This window comes from Streptomyces sp. NPDC002889, assembly GCF_042888425.1.
Taxonomy (GTDB): domain Bacteria; phylum Actinomycetota; class Actinomycetes; order Streptomycetales; family Streptomycetaceae; genus Streptomyces.
In genome coordinates, this window is record NZ_JBIAPT010000001.1 from 331,091 (window position 1) to 349,765 (window position 18,675).

The 18,675-nt window shown below is 70.5% G+C and carries 17 protein-coding genes and 1 pseudogene; 13 read left to right on the forward strand and 5 right to left on the reverse strand.

From position 1 onward, the window contains the following. Positions 1-37: 37 nt before the first annotated feature. The 5 genes from ACFYWI_RS01470 to ACFYWI_RS01490 are packed head-to-tail and all read left to right on the forward strand — an operon-like array spanning position 38 to position 4,973. Positions 38-1,045 carry an ABC transporter permease gene (locus ACFYWI_RS01470; RefSeq protein ID WP_389223718.1) on the forward strand — a complete coding sequence of 336 codons (1,008 nt, stop codon included), beginning with the start codon at positions 38-40 and terminating at the stop codon, positions 1,043-1,045. Continuing rightward, complete coding sequence (locus ACFYWI_RS01475; protein WP_389223721.1) at positions 1,042-2,139, forward strand: ABC transporter ATP-binding protein; 1,098 nt, start codon at positions 1,042-1,044, stop codon at positions 2,137-2,139. The genes ACFYWI_RS01470 and ACFYWI_RS01475 overlap by 4 nt, the downstream gene beginning before the upstream one ends. Further along, positions 2,136-3,383 carry an ABC transporter ATP-binding protein gene (locus ACFYWI_RS01480; RefSeq protein ID WP_389223724.1) on the forward strand — a complete coding sequence of 416 codons (1,248 nt, stop codon included), beginning with the start codon at positions 2,136-2,138 and terminating at the stop codon, positions 3,381-3,383. The genes ACFYWI_RS01475 and ACFYWI_RS01480 overlap by 4 nt, the downstream gene beginning before the upstream one ends. Positions 3,384-3,413: 30 nt before the next feature. Further along, on the forward strand, positions 3,414-4,076 hold the full coding sequence (locus ACFYWI_RS01485) for a trimeric intracellular cation channel family protein (RefSeq protein ID WP_389223727.1): 663 nt from the start codon (positions 3,414-3,416) through the stop codon (positions 4,074-4,076). A 51-nt stretch (positions 4,077-4,127) separates the two neighbouring features. After that, positions 4,128-4,973 (forward strand): thioesterase family protein, encoded by an 846-nt coding sequence (locus tag ACFYWI_RS01490; RefSeq protein ID WP_389223730.1) that lies wholly within the window; start codon positions 4,128-4,130, stop codon positions 4,971-4,973. A 124-nt stretch (positions 4,974-5,097) separates the two neighbouring features. Here the strand turns inward: ACFYWI_RS01490 and ACFYWI_RS01495 are convergent, their stop codons facing one another. Then, positions 5,098-5,712, reverse strand: coding sequence for a TetR family transcriptional regulator (locus ACFYWI_RS01495; RefSeq protein ID WP_389223734.1), 615 nt, complete (start codon positions 5,710-5,712; stop codon positions 5,098-5,100). A gap of 133 nt (positions 5,713-5,845) precedes the next feature. Here ACFYWI_RS01495 and ACFYWI_RS01500 point away from each other — a divergent pair, with 133 nt between their 5' ends. The 3 genes from ACFYWI_RS01500 to ACFYWI_RS01510 all read left to right on the forward strand — a co-directional run bounded on the left by ACFYWI_RS01500 (position 5,846) and on the right by ACFYWI_RS01510 (position 7,643). After that, the gene (locus ACFYWI_RS01500; RefSeq protein WP_389224453.1) at positions 5,846-5,995 is read left to right on the forward strand and encodes a hypothetical protein; all 150 of its coding nucleotides are present in this window, start codon (positions 5,846-5,848) and stop codon (positions 5,993-5,995) included. A 21-nt stretch (positions 5,996-6,016) separates the two neighbouring features. Further along, positions 6,017-6,358 (forward strand): hypothetical protein, encoded by a 342-nt coding sequence (locus ACFYWI_RS01505; protein WP_389223737.1) that lies wholly within the window; start codon positions 6,017-6,019, stop codon positions 6,356-6,358. A gap of 121 nt (positions 6,359-6,479) precedes the next feature. Next, positions 6,480-7,643: a cysteine desulfurase family protein gene (locus ACFYWI_RS01510; RefSeq protein ID WP_389223740.1), complete on the forward strand. Its 1,164-nt coding sequence runs from the start codon at positions 6,480-6,482 to the stop codon at positions 7,641-7,643. Here the strand turns inward: ACFYWI_RS01510 and ACFYWI_RS01515 are convergent. The 3 genes and pseudogenes from ACFYWI_RS01515 to ACFYWI_RS01525 all read right to left on the reverse strand — a co-directional run bounded on the left by ACFYWI_RS01515 (position 7,640) and on the right by ACFYWI_RS01525 (position 10,188). Continuing rightward, a complete protein-coding gene (locus ACFYWI_RS01515; RefSeq protein WP_389223743.1) occupies positions 7,640-8,767 on the reverse strand; it encodes an NADH:flavin oxidoreductase in 1,128 nt (375 codons plus the stop codon). The two genes, ACFYWI_RS01510 and ACFYWI_RS01515, sit on opposite strands and share 4 nt — an antisense overlap. A 431-nt stretch (positions 8,768-9,198) precedes the next feature. Then, positions 9,199-9,423, reverse strand: a pseudogene (locus ACFYWI_RS01520) (DUF3418 domain-containing protein); the annotation flags it as partial. A 48-nt stretch (positions 9,424-9,471) separates the two neighbouring features. Beyond that, entirely contained in the window at positions 9,472-10,188 is a 717-nt protein-coding gene (locus ACFYWI_RS01525) for an N-acetylmuramoyl-L-alanine amidase (RefSeq protein WP_389223746.1), read from the reverse strand. Between the two features lie 60 nt (positions 10,189-10,248). On the opposite strand from ACFYWI_RS01525, the gene mnmA reads away from it, so the two are divergent. Then, positions 10,249-11,373, forward strand: coding sequence for a tRNA 2-thiouridine(34) synthase MnmA (mnmA, locus tag ACFYWI_RS01530; RefSeq protein WP_389223749.1), 1,125 nt, complete (start codon positions 10,249-10,251; stop codon positions 11,371-11,373). 336 nt (positions 11,374-11,709) lie between these two features. Here the strand turns inward: mnmA and ACFYWI_RS01535 are convergent, their stop codons facing one another. After that, positions 11,710-13,515 (reverse strand): hypothetical protein, encoded by a 1,806-nt coding sequence (locus ACFYWI_RS01535; RefSeq protein WP_389223752.1) that lies wholly within the window; start codon positions 13,513-13,515, stop codon positions 11,710-11,712. A 441-nt stretch (positions 13,516-13,956) separates the two neighbouring features. Between ACFYWI_RS01535 and ACFYWI_RS01540 the strand changes: the two genes are divergently transcribed. The 4 genes from ACFYWI_RS01540 to ligA are packed head-to-tail and all read left to right on the forward strand — an operon-like array spanning position 13,957 to position 18,480. Continuing rightward, positions 13,957-14,496 (forward strand): TIGR00730 family Rossman fold protein, encoded by a 540-nt coding sequence (locus ACFYWI_RS01540; protein ID WP_389223755.1) that lies wholly within the window; start codon positions 13,957-13,959, stop codon positions 14,494-14,496. Between the two features lie 24 nt (positions 14,497-14,520). Further along, entirely contained in the window at positions 14,521-15,210 is a 690-nt protein-coding gene (locus tag ACFYWI_RS01545; RefSeq protein WP_389223758.1) for an SDR family oxidoreductase, read from the forward strand. 47 nt (positions 15,211-15,257) lie between these two features. Next, positions 15,258-16,265 (forward strand): methionine synthase, encoded by a 1,008-nt coding sequence (locus ACFYWI_RS01550; protein WP_389223761.1) that lies wholly within the window; start codon positions 15,258-15,260, stop codon positions 16,263-16,265. A 31-nt stretch (positions 16,266-16,296) separates the two neighbouring features. Beyond that, positions 16,297-18,480, forward strand: coding sequence for an NAD-dependent DNA ligase LigA (gene ligA, locus ACFYWI_RS01555; protein WP_389223764.1), 2,184 nt, complete (start codon positions 16,297-16,299; stop codon positions 18,478-18,480). Positions 18,481-18,675 lie beyond the last annotated feature (195 nt).

Consider the following 18,675-nt stretch of genomic DNA (forward strand, 5'->3'; position numbering starts at 1 on the left):
CGGGCCTTACGGCCCGCGGGCACCGGCGCCGGTCCTCGTGATCTCGTACATTGCCCGCCGCACGATCGCAGCGGTGATCCTGCTGCTGGTCGTCACCGCGGTTACCTTCGGCATCTTCTTCATCCTGCCGATGCTGGCCGGACAGACCGCCGATCAGCTGGCCCAGCAGTACATCGGCAAGAACCCCACGCCCGAGGACATCGCGGCGGTCAAGGCGAACCTGGGCCTGGACCAGCCGGTCTACGTCCAGTTCTGGGACTTCATCAAGGGGATCGTCACCGGCGCCACCTATGACATCGGCCCCACCACGGTGCGCTGCGACGCACCCTGCTTCGGCTACTCCTTCAAGGACCACCTCGAGGTCTGGCCACAGCTGACCGAGCGTCTGCCCGTCACCATCTCGCTCGCGATCGGTGCCGCGGTGCTCTGGCTGGTCTCCGGAATCGTCGTCGGTGTGATCTCCGCGCTGAAGCCCGGATCGTTCTTCGACCGGGCCGCCATGGGCGGTGCGCTCGCCGGTGTCTCGCTGCCGATCTTCTTCACCGGTCAGCTGCTCCTGCTGGTGTTCAGCTACCAGATCCCGATCTTCGGACGGACCTATGTGCCGTTCACCGAGAACCCTTCGCAGTGGGCCAACTCCCTCTTCCTGCCCTGGTGTTCACTGGCGCTGCTGTATGCGGCGATCTACGCCCGGCTCACCCGCTCCGGCATGCTGGAGACGATGAACGAGGACTTCATCCGCACCGCGCGCGCCAAGGGCCTGCGCGAGCGGAACGTGGTCACCAAGCATGGTCTGCGGGCCGCGCTCACCCCGATTGTCACGGTCTTCGGCATGGACGTCGGTCTGCTGCTCGGCGGCGCGGTGATCACCGAGTCGGTGTACTCCCTGCACGGCATCGGCGAGTACGCGGTACAGGCGATCAGGGTCAACGACCTGCCGCCGATCCTTGGTGTCACTCTCCTCGCGGCGTTCTTCGTCGTGTTCTTCAACCTTGTGGTTGACCTTCTGTACGCCGTCGTCGACCCGCGGGTGAGGCTGTCATGACCGAGCTGTCCAAGACCGGCGCCGCCGTCGGCGAACCCGTGCGCACGGGGGCTTCGACCCCGAGCGCCTTCCTCGACGTCCGCGATCTGCGCGTCCACTTCCCGACCGACGACGGCCTGGTCAAGTCCGTCGACGGGGTCAGCTTCCAGCTGGAGAAGGGCAAGACCCTCGGCGTGGTCGGCGAGTCCGGCTCGGGCAAGTCCGTGACCTCGCTCGCGATCATGGGCCTGCACCGGCTGGGCGCCCGCGGCAAGAACGTGCAGATGTCCGGCGAGATCTGGCTCGACGGCAAGGAACTGGTCGGCGCCGACCCGGACGAGGTGCGCCGGCTGCGCGGCCGCGACATGGCGATGATCTTCCAGGACCCGCTGTCCGCGATGCACCCGTACTACACCGTGGGCAGCCAGATCGTGGAGGCCTACCGCGTCCACAACAAGGTCTCCAAGAAGGTCGCCCGCACCCGCGCGATCGAACTTCTCGACCGCGTCGGCATACCCGAGCCGAAGAAGCGTGTGGACTCCTATCCGCACGAGTTCTCCGGCGGTATGCGCCAGCGCGCCATGATCGCGATGGCGCTGGTCAACAACCCCGAACTGCTCATCGCGGACGAGCCCACCACCGCGCTCGACGTGACGGTGCAGGCCCAGATCCTCGACCTGATCCGGGATCTGCAGAAGGAGTTCGGCTCAGCGGTCGTCATCATCACCCACGACCTCGGCGTGGTTGCCGAGATCGCCGACGACATCCTGGTGATGTACGGCGGACGGTGTGTGGAGCGCGGCCCGGTCGACGAGATCTTCTACAAGCCCCAGCACCCCTACACCTGGGGCCTGCTGGGCTCGATGCCGCGCATCGACCGGGACCAGACGGAGCGGCTCATCCCGGTCAAGGGCCAGCCGCCGTCGCTCATCAACGTGCCGAGCGGCTGCGCCTTCAACCCGCGCTGCCCGTACGCGGACGTCCCCAAGGGCGGGATCACCCGCACCGAGCGCCCGGACCTGCTCGAAGTGGGCTCCGGCCACTTCACCGCCTGCCATATGTCGCAGGAGGACCGTACGCGGATCTGGACCGAAGAGATTGCGCCGAAGCTGTGAGTGAGAAGACGACTGATGTGACGATCCCGCAGCAGGCGGCCTCCCCGGGCGGTGCGGCCGCCGCGGCTTCCGCGCCGGACCTGCTGCTCAAGGTCGAGGGCCTGACCAAGCACTTCCCCATCAAGAAGGGGCTGTTGCAGCGACAGGTCGGCGCGGTGAAGGCGGTCGACGGCATCGACTTCGACGTACGCCGTGGCGAGACGCTGGGCGTCGTCGGCGAGTCCGGCTGCGGCAAGTCGACGATGGGCCGGCTGATCACCCGCCTGCTCGAACCGACGGGCGGCAAGGTCGAGTTCGACGGCACGGACATCACGCATCTGAAGACCGGTGGTATGCGCCCGCTGCGCCGCGACATCCAGATGATCTTCCAGGATCCGTACGGCTCGCTGAACCCGCGGCACACCATCGGCTCCATCGTCGCGGCCCCGTTCCGGCTGCAGGGTGTGGAGCCGGAGGGCGGCACGAAGAGGGAGGTCCAGCGTCTGCTCGAGCTGGTGGGCCTCAGTCCCGAGCACTACAACCGCTACCCGCACGAGTTCTCCGGAGGCCAGCGCCAGCGCATCGGCATCGCCCGTGCGCTCGCGCTGAAGCCGAAGCTGGTCGTCGCGGACGAGCCGGTCTCCGCGCTGGACGTGTCGATCCAGGCGCAGGTCGTCAACCTGATGGACGACCTCCAGGACGAGCTCGGCCTGACGTACGTGATCATCGCTCACGACCTGTCCGTCATCCGTCATGTGTCGGACCGGATCGCGGTCATGTACCTGGGCAAGATCGTGGAGCTGGCGGACCGCACGTCGCTGTACGAGACGCCGATGCACCCGTACACCAAGGCCCTCATGTCCGCGGTGCCCGTGCCGGACCCGCGGCGGCGCGGCGGGAAGAGCGAGCGGATCCTGCTCAAGGGCGACGTACCCTCGCCGATCTCGCCGCCGAGCGGGTGCCGCTTCCACACGCGGTGCTGGAAGGCGACGGAGATCTGCACGAAGCAGGAGCCGCCGCTGATCGAGCTCAGGCCCGGGCAGCAGGTGGCGTGCCACCACCCGGAGAACGCGCAGGACCAGGCGCCGCAGGATGTGGCGCTGGCGTCGGCGCGGGACGCGGTGGAGATCGTGACGGCGACGCCGAAGGCAGCCGAGGCTCCCGCGAAGGCCGACGACGTGGCCGACGACGCGGCGCCCGGGACCGTCGACGCGGACGCCGCCGAGGGAACCGCTCCGACCTCGGGGGACATCGCCAAGGAGTAGCTCCGCCCACGGACCCGGCACAATCGTCCGGTGCTCCAAGAACTGTTCACGCCCTCCGTCCAGCATGCGCTCGACCTCGTCGGGATCTTCGTCTTCGCGATCTCCGGGGCTCTGCTCGCCGTACGCAAGAACTTCGACGTATTCGGCATCGCGGTGCTCGCCGAGGTCACGGCGCTGGGCGGAGGGCTGCTGCGTGATCTGATCATCGGGGCCGTACCCCCTGCGGCCTTCACCGATCTCGGGTACTTCCTGACACCCCTGATCGCGGCCGTGCTCGTCTTCTTCCTGCATCCGCAGGTCGAGCGCATCCAGGTGGGCGTGAACGTCTTCGACGCGGCAGGCCTCGGGCTCTTCTGCGTCACCGGCACGACCAAGGCGTACGAGTACGGGCTCGGCCTCACCGCGTCCGCCGCGCTGGGCCTGGCCACTGCCGTCGGCGGCGGTGTGCTGCGCGATGTGCTGGCCAACGAGGTGCCGTCGCTGCTGCGCTGGGACCGCGACCTGTATGCCGTCCCCGCCATCGTCGGTGCGACGATGATCGTGCTCTGCATCCGTTTCGACATGCTGAACGCGGCGACGAGCGGGCTGGCCGTGGTGACGGCGTTCGTGCTGCGGCTGCTGGCGATGAGGTTCCACTGGCGGGCGCCGCGGGCGTGGAACAGGCGCTCGCAGGCGGTGGAGGAGACGCCCTGAGAGTGCCAGAAAAAGCTACCGCTCAGTAATTACCTGTTGTACGGTACCGCCATGGCACAGGCAGTTCAGGCACGTATCGGTGACAGCGAGTTCGACCGCGACACGGCTGTCGCGCTGCGTGAGACGGGCGTCTACGACGCCGAGCTCTCGGCGGGCTGGACCATCATCCACGCCGTGAACGGCGGCTATCTGCTGGCGCTGCTCGGCCGGGCGCTCGGCGAGGCGCTGCCTCACTCGGATCCCTTCACCGTGTCGGCCCACTACCTCACCGCGTCCCAGCCGGGCCCTGCGGTGATCCGTACGGAAGTGATCCGGACCGGGCGCACGCTCTCCACGGGCCAGGCCTCGCTCTTCCAGTACGCGCAGGACGGCACCGAGGTCGAGCGCATCCGGGTCCTCGCGACGTACGGCGAGCTGGACACGCTGCCGGACGAGGTGCACACCACCGCGACGCCCCCGGCGATCCCGCCGATCGAGCACTGCCTCGGCCCGGCGGACGGGCCGGCCGCGATCCCCGGCAGCTCCGCGATCACCGAGCGCCTGAACATCAAGCTTGACCCGGCGACCGTGGGGTGGGCGATCGGCGCGCCCTCGGGCAAGGGCGAGATGCGCGGCTGGTTCGGTCTGGCGGACGGGCGGGACGCGGACCCGCTCTCACTGCTGCTGACGGTCGACGCGCTGCCGCCGACGTCGTTCGAGCTCGGCCTCAAGGGCTGGACCCCGACCGTGGAGCTCACCACCCACATCCGCTGCCGCCCGGCCCCCGGGCCGTTGCGCGTCGCGATCACGACGCGCAACCTGGCGGGCGGGTTCCTCGAGGAGGACGCGGAGGTCTGGGACTCGGCGGACCGCCTGGTGGCCCAGTCCCGCCAGCTGGCCAAGGCCCCGCGCACCTGACCCCCGGTCCGGGGGGTCGGCCCCGGGCCGGTTGCTCCGCCCCCGGCCGGGACTGTGGTCCCGGCCGGGGGCCGCTGCATGCAGGACCGCCGCCGTGTACGCGGGAACGACGGCGGATTCCTCGTCAGTCCAGCCAGTGGGTCCGGCCGAGGCTCACCAGGCGCAGCTGGCGCCGGGCCAGCGAACTGACGCGCTCCTCACCCTCGGGTCCGGCCTCCAGCAGTGCCGAGGCCGTCATGACCATGTGGTCGACGTACACACCGGCGAGCATCTGCAGATCGTCCTCGCTCCACCCGGCCATCTCCGCCTGACGCGCGAACGCGGCGGCCACCTCGTCCGCGAACCGGCGCAGTTGCCCGGCTATCGCCTCGCGAACCGGTGCCACGCCGCCGTGGCGCTCGCGCGCCACGAAGCGGACATGCGCCGGGGAGGTGCGGACAAGGGCCGCGATCAGAGCCACGGTCCGCTCGATCCGTGCCCCGTCGCCGGACTCCTTCAGTGCCTCGCCGATGGTGATGTGCAGGCTGCCCAGCGCCTCCTCGACAAGCGCGACACCGAGGTCGGCCATGTCCCGGAAATGCCGGTAGAACGCGGTAGGCGCCACGCCGACGGCCCGGGTGACCTCGCGCAGTCCGAGACTGCTCAGGCTCTGTTCCTCGAGCAGCTGGAGCGCTGCGTCGAGCAGGGCCTGACGGGTCTTCTGCTTCTGGGCCTGGCGGATTCCGACGGTGTGACTCATGGCATTCAGTAAACAACCGTTCTCGGGGAAAAGAAACAGTAGACTCATCAGTCAGTGAACAGTTGTACTCACAAGTGTTCACTGAGAGTTCGTCAGAGTGCACCGACACCTACTCAGCGAAAGGACGACCATGATGGCCCTCGTAGCAGCGCTCCTCCTGATGGGGATCATGCTGGGCGCCGTGGTCCAAATCCCCACCTCCGTAAGCCTCGTGGCCTGCACCGTCATCGGATGCTGGCTGCTCGTCTTCGCCGTGCGCGAGCGTCGCGCCCGGCGTCACTGACCAGGACGGAGGAACCCAGCCATGCAACTCGCCACACTGGTACGCCATGAACGCGCTGAGCGCCGCACCGGGGACACCGATGCCGCGCTCCGCACGGGCCGCCCTGCGCAGGGCCTCTCGGAACGCCGCAAGGACGCCGACGGCATGGCCGTCGCCGCCTTTGTGTTCGGTCTCGTCGGCCTGCTCGTCGGGAACATCCTGCTCGGCCCGACCGCCGTCGTGCTCGCCGCGCTCGCCCTGTGGCGCGGCACCGCCCGCCGCGGCCGCGCTCTGCTCGGACTCGCCCTCGGCGTCGCCGACCTCGTCGTGCTCGCCGTACTGGTGACCGTGAACGACGCGGTCATCTGGGGCTTCGGCGGCTGACCAAGGGCCGCGTGGCGCGGCACCCGAGCCGCTCACACCCCGCCAGGGGCGCACGCAGGACGACCGTGCACCCCTGCGCCGCGCCCGCGCCCCCGCCACGCCTCGTAGAATCGTGGCCATCATGGCCTACCTCGACCACGCCGCGACCACTCCGATGCTTCCGGAGGCAGTCGAGGCGATGACCGCCCAGCTCGCTGTCACCGGCAACGCCTCGGCACTTCACGCTGCCGGGCGCCGGGCCCGCCGTACCGTCGAGGAGTCCCGCGAGACGCTCGCCGACGCCCTCGGCGCACGACCCAGCGAGGTCGTCTTCACCTCCGGCGGCACCGAGGCCGACAACCTCGCCGTGAAGGGTCTGTACTGGGCACGCCGGGACGCCGACCCGGCCAGGACCCGCGTACTCGCCAGCCCTGTCGAGCACCACGCCGTGCTCGACGCGGTGGACTGGCTCGGCGAACACGAAGGCGCGACCGTCGAGTACCTGCCGGTGGACGCCTACGGCAGGGTGCACCCCGAGGCGTTGCGCGAGGCGATCGAGCGCAACCCCGACGATGTGGCGTTCGCCACCGTGATGTGGGCCAACAACGAGATCGGCACCGTCATGCCGGTGGCCGAACTGTCCCGCGTTGCCGCGGAGTTCGGCATCCCGCTGCATGCCGACGCCGTCCAGGCCTTCGGCCAGCTCGAGGTCGACTTCGCCGCGTCCGGGCTCGCGGCCATGACCGTGTCCGGCCACAAGATCGGCGGTCCGTACGGCATCGGCGCACTGCTGCTGGGCAGGGAGTACAGCCCCGTGCCCGTCCTGCACGGCGGCGGTCAGGAACGGCACGTACGCTCCGGCACCCTCGATGCTCCCGCGATCGCAGCCTTCGCGGTGGCCGGCGCCATCGCCGCCGAGCGGCGGCCCGACTTCGCCCGGGAGATCGGCGCGCTGCGCGACCAGTTGGTCCGGGCGGTACGCACGGCCGTGCCGGACGCGATCCTCGGCGGCGATCCGGACGAACGGCTCCCCGCCAACGCCCACTTCACCTTCCCCGGCTGCGAGGGCGACTCGCTGCTCCTGCTGCTGGACGCCCAGGGCATCGAATGCTCGACCGGCTCCGCCTGCACGGCCGGTGTCGCCCAGCCCAGCCATGTGCTGCTCGCCAGCGGTACCGACCCCGACCTGGCCCGCGGCACGCTGCGGTTCAGCCTCGGCCACACCTCCACCAAGGCGGACGTGGATGCGGTGGCCGAGGCGATCGGCCCCGCGGTCGAACGGGCCCGTACGGCGGGACTCAGCTAGCTCAGGGTCTTCAGCGCCGCCGCGGAGTACGGCTTCAGCTCCTCGGACCGGTCTCCCAGGACCTTCGCCGCCCACTCCGGGTCCTGGAGCAGGGCGCGGCCGACGGCGACCAGGTCGAACTCGTCGCGTTCCAGGCGGTCGAGGAGGTTGTCGATGCCCTGGACCGGGGCGTCCTCGCCCATGAAGGCGCGGATGAAGTCGCCGTCGAGGCCGACCGAGCCGACGGTGATGGTGGGCCTGCCGGTGAGCTTCTTGGTCCAGCCCGCCAGGTTCAGGTCCGAGCCCTCGAACTCCGGGAGCCAGTAGCGGCGGGTGGAGGCGTGGAAGGCGTCGACGCCGGCCGCGGCGAGCGGGGTCAGGATCGCCTCCAGCTCCTCCGGGGTCTCAGCGAGCCTCGCGTCGTAGGCCTCCTGCTTCCACTGCGAGTAGCGGAAGATCACCGGGAAGTCGGGCGAGACCGTCTCGCGGACCGCGGCCACGATGTCGGCCGCGAATTTCGTACGGGCCACGGGGTCGCCGCCGTAGGCGTCGGTACGGCGGTTCGTCCCCGCCCACAGGAACTGGTCGAGGAGGTAGCCGTGGGCGCCGTGCAGTTCGACGCCGTCGAAGCCGATGCGCTCGGCGGCCGCGGCGGCTTCGGCGAAGGCGCCGATGACGTCGTCCAGGTCGCGCTGGGTCATCGCCTTCCCGGTGCCCTCGATACCGTCGACGCGGATGCCGGAGGGGCCGACGGCGGGGGCGTCTGCATAGGGCGGGTCGCCCTGCTTGCGCACCATGCCGATGTGCCACAGCTGCGGCACGATCGTGCCGCCCGCCGCATGAACGGCCTCGGCGACCTTCGCCCACCCCGCCAGCTGCTCCTCACCGTGGAACCGCGGCACACGGTCACTCTGCCCGGCCGACTCGTGGCCGACGTAGGTCCCTTCGGTGACGATCAGGCCCACACCCGCGGCGGCGCGACGGGCGTAGTACGACTGCACGTCGTCACCGGGGACGCCGCCCGCGGAGAACATGCGCGTCATCGGCGCCATGACGATGCGGTTCGGGACGGTGAGGCCGTTCAGCGCGACGGGCCGGGAGAGGATCTCGGCCGCGCGGGAGGCGGAGGACGCAGTGACGGTCACGGGGGTGCTCCTCGTAGGTACCAGGCGGTATGTGCACGTGCATGGAATGCGTGCAAGCGTCAACCCTTCCCGTGCTCACGGCATTCCGCCCGTCCGGCGAGACGCCCTGTGATCCCGGACACGTGCCCGGCGCCAGGGCGGTCAGTGCTCCCCCAGTCGGGCGCGGAGCATCGGCCTGGGCCATCGGTGTGGTGAACACCCGCTCCCACGTGCGGTCGACGGCCCGCGTCCGCAGCCGGTTGTAGAGGCCCCCCGTGCGTCTCCGGCAGGTGGACCCACTGCGATCAGGTCCGGAACTTCCAGGCGATCGCAATCAGCTCACGGTGATCCCGCCAACGGCCACCCCGTTTCGGTGTTCGGTCAGGAAGCAGCGGCTCGATTCGCGCCTGCGGTCGGGCGGGTAGGCGGGCGGCCGACGCCGCATCGTGGAGCGGCACGGGGCGCCCCTGTGGCATCTGCTCCAGCAGCCAGGCGTACTCGTCCTGCATCTCGTGGACCTTCTCCATACGCGAGGTGTCCCGCTGCACGGACGTCGGCATCTGCTGCAGGCGGCGGTCCACGGCGAGCAGGTAGCGCATCAGGTCCGGCAGCCGGCGCAGGCCCGTGCGTGTGACGAAGCCGGCCGGCACGAGGGCCGCCGGCTGCTCGCGTACGTCCGCGGGGTGCTCGGGACACTCGGCACCCGGACTCCGCCCCGCGCCCGGCTAGCCGCCGGCGGCGGCCTTCGCGGCCTCGCGGGCCGCGGGGCCCGCCTCCCGCACCATCTCCACGTAGCGGTTCCAGTCCCAGTGCGGCCCCGGGTCCGTATGGTCGGTGCCCGGCACCTCCACGTGTCCGATGATGTGCTCGCGGTCCACCGGTATGCCGTACCGCTCGCAGATGCCGGCCGTCAGCCGCGCCGACGACCGGTACATCGCGTCCGTGAACCCGGCGGGCCTGTCCACGAAGCCCTCGTGCTCGATGCCGATGCTGCGTTCGTTGAACGAGCGGTTCCCGGCGTGGAAGGCCACGTCCAGCTCCCGTATCAGCTGCGCCACATGCCCGTCCTTGCGCACGACATAGTGCGTCGCGGCCCCATGGCCCGGGTCCTTGAACACCTTCAGGGCCGAGCGGTAGCTGCCCTGGACGACATGGATGACGACCCGGTCGATGCCGAAGTCGTCGGGGCGGTCGGCGAGCCGCCAGTTCGCCCGGGACGCGGCCGTCCACTCCGCGCCGACATGATCGATCTCACCCTCCTTGCGCGGCTTCGCCATCCCCGGCAGCCGCCACCAGGCACGCCGGAGCGCATCCTGGGCCAGGACGCCCCCGCCCACCACCACGGCACCGCCGCCGATCAGCACGGCCCGCCGGCTCACACCGCGCCGGCTCTCGCCCCGCCCGCCGCTCGTGCGGCCCGCATGCCCGGAATCACTCCCCATGCGCTCTCCAACGCATACTCGCAAGCCTTCGGTTCCCCGGGCCCGTACCCTGGTAGCGCTATGACTCAGACTTCCCAGCGCCCCCTCCGTGTGCTCGCCGCCATGTCCGGCGGTGTGGACTCCGCCGTAGCCGCCGCCCGCGCCGCCGAGGCCGGACACGACGTCACCGGTGTCCACCTGGCACTCTCCGCGAACCCGCAGTCGTTCCGCACGGGCGCGCGCGGCTGCTGCACCATCGAGGACTCGCGCGACGCCCGCCGCGCCGCGGACGTCGTCGGCATCCCCTTCTACGTGTGGGATCTCGCCGAGCGCTTCCGCGAGGACGTGGTCGAGGACTTCATCGCCGAGTACGAGGCGGGCCGTACGCCCAACCCGTGTCTGCGCTGCAACGAGAAGATCAAGTTCGCGGCGCTGCTCGACAAGGCGCTGGCGCTGGGCTTCGACGCCGTGTGCACGGGCCACTACGCCACCGTCGTCCTCAACGAGGACGGCACCCGCGAGCTCCACCGCGCCAGCGACATGGCCAAGGACCAGTCGTACGTCCTCGGCGTGCTGGACGAGAAGCAGCTGGCGCACGCCATGTTCCCCCTCGGGGACACGCTCACCACCAAGGACGAGATCCGGGCGGAGGCGGAGCGCCGGGGCCTCGCCGTCGCCAAGAAGCCCGACAGCCACGACATCTGCTTCATCGCCGACGGCGACACCCAGGGCTTCCTGGCCTCACGGCTGGGCACGGCCGAGGGCGACATCGTCGACGAGTCGGGCACCAGGCTCGGCAGCCACGACGGGGCCTTCGGCTTCACCATCGGCCAGCGCAAGGGCCTGCGCATCGGCCACCCGGCCCCCGACGGCAAGCCGCGCTATGTGCTCGACATCTCCCCGGTGAACAACACGGTGACCGTCGGCCCCGCCGAGGCGCTCGACGTCACGTCGCTGACCGCGATCAGGCCGCGTTGGTGCGGCGCCGCCCCGGCGGGTCCGGGCACGTACACGGCCCAGCTGCGTGCCCACGGCGGCGAGACGCCGGCGACGGCGGAGCTGGTGGACGGCGAACTGCGGGTGACCTTCACGGAGCCGGTCCGCGCGGTCGCCCCCGGCCAGGCGATCGTGCTGTACGACGGCACCCGCGTGGTCGGCTCGGCGACGATCGCCACGACGGAGCGCAGGGCAACGGCGGTGGCGTGAGCGACGTTGCCGCAGCCTCCTTCGACTGACGGCGATCTGCTCCAACCGACTCCCGGGCTGTTGGGTCCTGCCGGACGCCGCTGAGCGCGAGCACCGGTTCGACGAGGAGAAACGGCTCCTGCGGTGCGGAGCCGCGCTGTGGCGTGCCCCCTCAGCGGACCACGAGCACGCGCTCGGTGACCGAGGTCGGAAGAGATCCGGGCACCGTCCCGTCGCTCGTCACAGCGGTGGTCCGCCCACACCGGTGGCCTGCGGACCGGTTCGCCACGGGGGCGTGCGCAGACGACCGCAGCCCCCTGCTGCATCGCCGACGCCTCGTCGCCCAGCCTCTCGGCGTCAGCCTTCCGGCCAGGGGAACCCCAGTTGCTCCGCGTACTCCCGAGAGCCGCCGCTGATCTTCGTGTATCCCTTCGGGTCCTCCTCGGCCAGTCGCCGCAGCACCGCCCCGGCCTGTTCATCGGGGGGCGTGCCGTCGTCCGGGAGCCGCCAACTGAACTGCAGCCAGGGGCCGTCCTCCTCGGGCTGGAGGACGAACCACAGCACGACCGTGCAGGGGGCCGAGAAGTCCGTGTGCGCCCGGCCCCCTCGCAGATGCCATCGGCCGACGAGATCCGGACGCTCGCGCAGGCCTTCGGTGATCAGCCGGGCCGTCGTCCGGGCGGGCCACGACCAGGAGTGGTCGGTCTCGGCCCGCAGGATCTCGGCGGCGTAGTCGGCGGCGTCGAAACGGTACTCGGGGAGCACCACACCCTTGGCGGTGCCGCGCCAGCCGCCCCACACCACCTCGTCGCCCTCTTCGCGGATGGTGACGTACAGCGCGCCGCAGCACCCCTCAGTGCAGTACGCCTCAGCCAGTTGCACCTCCTGGCCGTCCGCCGTGGCCCGCAGCGAACCGTTGTGGAGCAGGTCTTCGGGGGAGTTGCCCGACCCCCGGCCGAACGCCGCGGGGACCAGCGGACGCCCGTCGACGAGGAACCGGGTCTCCACGACGTCGGGGTCCGACGGATCGCGCACGACGACCTCGATCCGCAGCGGGAGCGGGTCGGGCCCGGCGGTGAACGGCTGACGGGCGGTGCGACGCGCCCACCGGAGCCGATGGCGCTCGGCGGGGTCGGCCGGTTCGCGGGCGGCCAGGACGGAGGCCCAGCCGGGCGTGGTGAGAAGCGAGTCCAGGGCGTCGAGCAGTGCCTCCCGCTGTCCGGGCCGCCAGTCCAGCAGCACGCTGGGCCCGCTGTGCAGGTCGAGCGCGAGAGCGAGCAGCGTGGCGTAGTGATCGAGGGACGGGGTGAGACGGGAGGCCCGGGCGATCACGGCGGCGTACACGGGCACGGCGTCCCGGTAGTTGCGGATCTCCGACTCGTCGTGCCGCGGACTCGTCATCCGCGCCAGCAGACGTGCCCCCTGAGCCAGGATCCCCTTGTCGACCGGATCCTCGCGGAGAAGGTCGGAGAGGAGAACGCTCTGTGCGATCCGCCGGGCGATCGTGGAGTCCACGGCGCGCGGATCCATGGGCACCCGAAGCAGCCAGGCCCGCGCCGACTCGTCGTCGCGGGCGGTAAGGGCGTCGATCAACGGTCGCAGCTCACGCCCTTGAGTGCAGCGACCGAGCCACAACAGGGCTGCGGTCGGGGCGTCGATCGCATCGAGTGCCCGGATCGCGGACCGGGTGAAACCTGGCAGCAGGCCGAGGGTCCTGAGGTAGGGCACGTCCTCCGGCTCGCCGAGGCGCGTGAGGAGGACGATGCCGGTGCCCACGGCGTACGCCGTCGTGCCGGTACGCGTGAGTCGCCTCCCGAGTGTCCTGGCCCGCCCCTCGTCGTGCAGTGTCATCTTGTCGACGGCCGTGGAGATGTGACGGATGTTCACCCGGGCCTCGCGCAGGCGGCGATCCACCTCTTCGGCGGCACGGGCCGTGTCCGCCTCGGTCAGCAGGGGTTCGAGGGCCTTACGCGCGGCCTCCACGGACTCCCGCCAGTCGCGGCGGGGCCGGGTCCGGCGCTCCGGTGACGGGGGCCGGGTGTCCGGTCGTGAGCAGCCGCCCTTCGGCAGACGGTCGTCGGGCTCCCCGCGCTGCAGGCGCAAGGCGTAGGCGTACAGGGAGGCCGGCCGGGGCAGAGCGCTGCGCTCTTCCAGGGCGCTCACCAGGCGGGGTGGGACTCGATTCCGTAGGTCATGCGGGGATCATGGCACGCCGATTCCGTTGACACCAACGGGATTTACCTGCCGGCCGAACGCGAGAGTCACGCATCCGTACGACGTGCCGACAACCTGCGCCGACGACCGCGGGCGCAGGCCCCGACCCCCGGAGCAGCTGTGACAAGGGCGTGGGGTCGCCGGCCTGACCGGAGGCGGCGCAGTCGGCCGGAACTGCCGCGAGCGGCGAATTCATCGCGGCCATGAGGGACTTCGTCGCATCACGCCGCCGTCGGCACCGCCCCCGGTCAGTCCGGGAAGAAGTCGATCGGCGCCGGCGCGCCGGCACATGCGGCGCCACCTCGTGCGTCTGCCCCGTCAGGGTGCGGTGGCGGCCTCGGGGGAGGGCGGGGCCACCGTGCGGGCACGGCGGCCCGTACCGTTGGGCACATGAACATCTGTGTCTTCCTCTCCTCCGCCGACCTCGACGACCGGTACACCGTCCCGGCTCGCGAGTTCGCGAAGCTCATCGGCAAGGGCGGCCACACGCTCGTGTGGGGCGGCTCCGAGTGCGGGCTGATGAAGGTCGTCGCGGACGGTGTGCAGGAGGCGGGCGGACGGCTGGTGGGCGTGTCCGTGGAGTTCCTGGCCGCGAAGGCCCGGGCGAACGCCGACGAGATGGTGATCGCCAAGGACCTGGCCGAGCGCAAGGCGCTGCTGCTCGCCAAGTCGGACGCCGTGGTGATCATGGTGGGCGGTGCCGGGACGCTCGACGAGGCCACCGAGATCCTGGAGCTGAAGAAGCACGGCAGGACCACCAAGCCGGTCGTGCTGCTGAACACGGCGGGCTTCTACGACGGGCTGAGGCAGCAGTTCCTGCGGATGGAGGAGGAGGGCTTCCTTCCGGTGCCCTTGACCGAGCTCGTTTTCTTCGCCGAGGACGGGGCCGGGGCGCTGGCATACCTGGAGGAGTCGGCGGGCGTGCAGTAGCGCCGAAGTGCGAGCATGACGGGCATGGCTACACATCTGATCACCGGCGCGGGATCCGGCATCGGCGCGGCGGTCGCCCGCCGGCTGCACGAGCGCGGCGACTATCTCGTCCTCGTGGCACGGGACGCGGGCCGGGCCAAGGAGCTCGCGGACCGTTACCCCGGCGCCCGTACGCTCGTCGCCGATCTGGCCACCCCGGACCGCATCTCCTGGGCGCTGGGTCACCAGAGCCTGCCCGACCGGATCGACTCGCTGCTGCACATCGCCGGCGTCGTCGAACTCGGACCGGTCGGCGAACTGACCCCCAGGACCTGGCACCACCAGCTCGACGTCAACCTTGTCGCACCGGCGGAACTGACCCGTCTCTTCCTTCCCCAACTGCGCGTCGCCCAGGGCCAGGTGGTCTTCGTCAACTCAGGCGCCGGGCTCAACGCCCATGCCGAGTGGGGTGCGTACGCCGCCTCCAAGCACGGTCTGAAGGCGCTCGCCGACTCGTTGCGCCACGAGGAGCACGGCAACGGCGTACGCGTGACATCGGTGTACCCGGGGCGTACCGCGAGCCCGATGCAGGCCAAGGTGCACTCCCAGGAGGGCAAGGAGTACGACGCCTCCCGCTGGATCGACCCGGAATCGGTGGCGACGACGATCCTGCTCGCGCTGGACCTGCCGCGCGACGCCGAGATCAACGACCTGACGGTGCGGCCCGGACGCTAGGGCCGCGGCGGGAACGGGGGTCCGGCGCCGCGACGTACGCTTCCCGGGTGAGCGAGAAGAACGACTTCAGCTGGGGCCCCGCGACCGGTGTCGGGTCCATGCCCGGCGGCGACGTACGCGAGAGCGCCAAGACCGTCGCCGGGTCCTTCGAGGACTTCCCCTACCTGGCCGAGCTGCCTGCCCGCGGCCCCGGCGCCGACATGATCGGGCGGACCATCGGGCTGCTCGTCGAGATGTACGCCCATGTCGAGCCCAGCGGCTGGCGGATCAGCGACCGGCCGGGTCGTGAGACCCGCCGGGCCCACTCCTGGCTCGGCGAGGACCTCGACGCACTGGAGGAGTTCACCCAGGGCTACCGGGGACCGCTGAAGGTCCAGGCTGTCGGGCCGTGGACACTCGCCGCCGCACTGGAACTGCGAGGCGGCGAGGCGGCGCTCGGCGACCCGGGCGCCTGCCGCGACCTCGCGGCCTCGCTCGCCGAGGGGCTGCGCGGCCATCTCACCGAGGTACGCCGCCGGGTGCCCGGCGCCGAGGTCGTCCTGCAGCTCGACGAGCCGTCGCTGACCGCCGTACTGCGCGGGCAGATCAGGACCGCCAGCGGCTATCGCACCCACCGGGCCGTGGACCGCCAGATCGTCGAGAGCAGGCTGCGGGACGTCGTCGAGGCCGGTGGCGGCGGCCCGGTGATCGTGCACTCCTGTGCACCGGATGTGCCCTTCGCGCTGCTGCGCAGAGCGGGGGCCGCGGGTGTCTCGTTCGATTTCGGACTGCTCACGGAGCGTGATGAGGAGTCGATCGGCGAGGCGGTGGAGGCGGGTACCAAGCTGTTCGCGGGCGTGGTGCCCTCCACCGACGCCGCATTGTCGGACCCTGCGGGTAGCGTCATGGGTGTCAGGACGCTGTGGCGCAGGCTGGGGCTGAATCCGGGGACTCTCGCCGAGTCCCTCGTCATCACCCCGTCGTGCGGGCTCGCGGGCGCTTCGCCCGCGTATGCGCGGGCGGCGCTCGCCCACTGCCTCCGGGCCGCGCGATCGCTCGCAGACAACCCTGAGTGACGGGGTGCACGCAATACGGGAGGACGAAACGGTGGCTGGCGAACAGCAGACGGCACTGCCCGCGGACGCACGGGAGCAGCATGCCCGACTCGCCGAGCAGATCGAGGAGCACCGCTTCCGGTACTACGTGAAGGACAGCCCCGTCATCAGCGACGGGGAGTTCGACAAACTGATGCGCGCGCTCGAGGCGCTCGAGGAGGAGTACCCCGCGCTGCGGACCCCCGACTCGCCGACCCAGAAGGTCGCAGGGGACTACGAGACCGAGCTGACCAAGATCGAGCACCGGGAGCGCATGCTCTCCCTCGACAACGCCTTCGACGAAGCGGAGCTCGCCGCCTGGGCCGATCGCGTCGCCCGTGATGTCGGAAGCTCCGGCTACCACTTCCTGTGCGAGCTCAAGGTCGACGGACTCGCGGTGAGCCTGACGTACGAGAAGGGCCGGCTGGTCCGCGCCGCGACCCGCGGTGACGGCCGGGTCGGCGAGGACATCACGCCGAACGTGCGTACGATCGCCGACATCCCGAACCGCCTTCAGGGGGAGCGCATCCCGGAGTTCGTCGAGATCCGCGGCGAGGTCTACTTCCCCATGGAACAGTTCGCGGAGCTCAACGCCCGACGGGTGGCGGACGGTGAGCAGCCCTACGCCAACCCGCGCAACTCCGCGGCCGGTTCACTGCGCCAGAAGGACCCCAAGGTCACCGCGAAGCTCCCGCTGCACATGGTGGTGCACGGCATCGGCGCGCGTGAGGGCTTCGACATCGACCGTCTGTCGCAGGCGTACGAGCTGCTGCGCGAGTGGGGTCTGCCCACGGCCCGGCACAACAAGGTCGTCGACTCGCTCGACGCCGTACGGGAGTTCATCGCCCACTTCGGCGAGCACCGCCACTCGGTCGAGCACGAGATCGACGGTGTCGTCGTCAAGCTGGACGAGATCCCGCTCCAGGGCCGGCTGGGCTCCACCGCACGCGCCCCGCGCTGGGCCATTGCCTGGAAGTACCCGCCGGAAGAGGTCAACACCAAACTGGTCAACATCCGGGTGGGCGTGGGCCGCACGGGCCGGGTCACACCGTACGCCCAGGTCGAGCCGGTCACGGTGGCCGGTTCCGAGGTCGAGTTCGCCACCTTGCACAACCAGGACGTGGTCAAGGCCAAGGGCGTGCTCATCGGCGACACGGTCGTGATCCGTAAGGCCGGTGACGTCATCCCGGAGATCCTCGGGCCCGTAGTGGACCTGCGGGACGGCACCGAGCGGGAGTTCGTGATGCCGGCCGAGTGCCCCGAGTGCGGTACGGCGCTGATGGCCATGAAGGAGGGCGACATCGACCTCCGCTGCCCCAACTCACGTTCATGTCCTGCCCAGTTGCGGGAGCGGGTCTACTATCTCGCCGGCCGGGAAAGCCTGGACATCGAGAACTTCGGCGAGGTGGCCGCCGCCGCGCTGACCCAGCCCCTGGAGCCCGCCGAGCCGCCGCTCGCCGACGAGGGCGATCTCTTCGACCTCACCATCGAGCAGTTGCTGCCCATCAAGGCCTATGTCCTGGACCGCGACAGCGGACTTCCCAAGCGCGACCCGAAGACCGGTGAGGACAAGATCGTCACGGTCTTCGCCAACAAGCAGGGCGAGCCGAAGAAGAACGCCCTGGCCATGCTGGAGAACATCGCCGCGGCCAAGGAACGTCCGCTCGCCCGGTTCATCAACGGCCTGTCCATCCGCCATGTCGGACCGGTCGCAGCCCAGGCGCTGGCCCGCGAATTCCGCTCACTGGAGCGGATCGAGCAGGCCACCGAGGAGGAGCTCGCCGGCACCGACGGGGTCGGTGAGATCATCGCGGCCTCGCTCAAGCAGTGGTTCGCCGAGGACTGGCACCAGGAGATTTTGCGCAAGTGGCGTGCGGCGGGCGTCCGGTTGGAGGTCGAGGGCGCCGGCGAGGACACGGGGCCGCGACCGCTCGAGGGACTGACCGTCGTCGTCACCGGAACGCTCCAGAACCACACCAGGGATGGCGCAAAAGAAGCGCTCCAGAGCCTCGGCGCGAAAGTGGCTGGTTCCGTTTCCAGGAAAACGGCGTTCGTCGTGGTGGGCGACAACCCCGGTTCCAAGTACGACAAGGCAGTGCAGCTGAAGGTGCCCGTGCTGGACGAGGCAGGCTTCGCCGTACTGCTCGAGGAGGGCCCGGAAGCGGCGCGTGAGGCAGCTGTGCCTGCGGAGGCGTGACAAAGGGGGGCATGGGCGGCGCTCACCGGGGGCGCACGGGGCACTCGAGTACGACAAGAGGGGCCGGAAACAGACGTGTTGAGCGCCGGTGGAACGCCCAGTACAGGTCACCCGTTCAGCGCATAGCAGATGGAGAAGGGTGGCCTGGTCGCATTCGGGCAAGAGCTGTAGAGCGCTGCCCGTCCGAGCCTCCTG

What these genes read in the sequence shown, in the direction of transcription:
- ACFYWI_RS01510 (WP_389223740.1), top strand. Translation starts at nt 6,480, where the DNA reads ATGGCCTACCTCGACCACGCCGCGACCACTCCGATGCTTCCGGAGGCA.
- ACFYWI_RS01495 (WP_389223734.1), bottom strand. Translation starts at nt 5,712, where the DNA reads ATGAGTCACACCGTCGGAATCCGCCAGGCCCAGAAGCAGAAGACCCGT.
- ACFYWI_RS01475 (WP_389223721.1), top strand. Translation starts at nt 1,042, where the DNA reads ATGACCGAGCTGTCCAAGACCGGCGCCGCCGTCGGCGAACCCGTGCGC.
- ACFYWI_RS01500 (WP_389224453.1), top strand. Translation starts at nt 5,846, where the DNA reads ATGGCCCTCGTAGCAGCGCTCCTCCTGATGGGGATCATGCTGGGCGCC.
- ACFYWI_RS01505 (WP_389223737.1), top strand. Translation starts at nt 6,017, where the DNA reads ATGCAACTCGCCACACTGGTACGCCATGAACGCGCTGAGCGCCGCACC.
- ACFYWI_RS01540 (WP_389223755.1), top strand. Translation starts at nt 13,957, where the DNA reads ATGAACATCTGTGTCTTCCTCTCCTCCGCCGACCTCGACGACCGGTAC.
- ACFYWI_RS01525 (WP_389223746.1), bottom strand. Translation starts at nt 10,188, where the DNA reads ATGGGGAGTGATTCCGGGCATGCGGGCCGCACGAGCGGCGGGCGGGGC.
- ACFYWI_RS01490 (WP_389223730.1), top strand. Translation starts at nt 4,128, where the DNA reads ATGGCACAGGCAGTTCAGGCACGTATCGGTGACAGCGAGTTCGACCGC.
- mnmA (WP_389223749.1), top strand. Translation starts at nt 10,249, where the DNA reads ATGACTCAGACTTCCCAGCGCCCCCTCCGTGTGCTCGCCGCCATGTCC.
- ACFYWI_RS01545 (WP_389223758.1), top strand. Translation starts at nt 14,521, where the DNA reads ATGGCTACACATCTGATCACCGGCGCGGGATCCGGCATCGGCGCGGCG.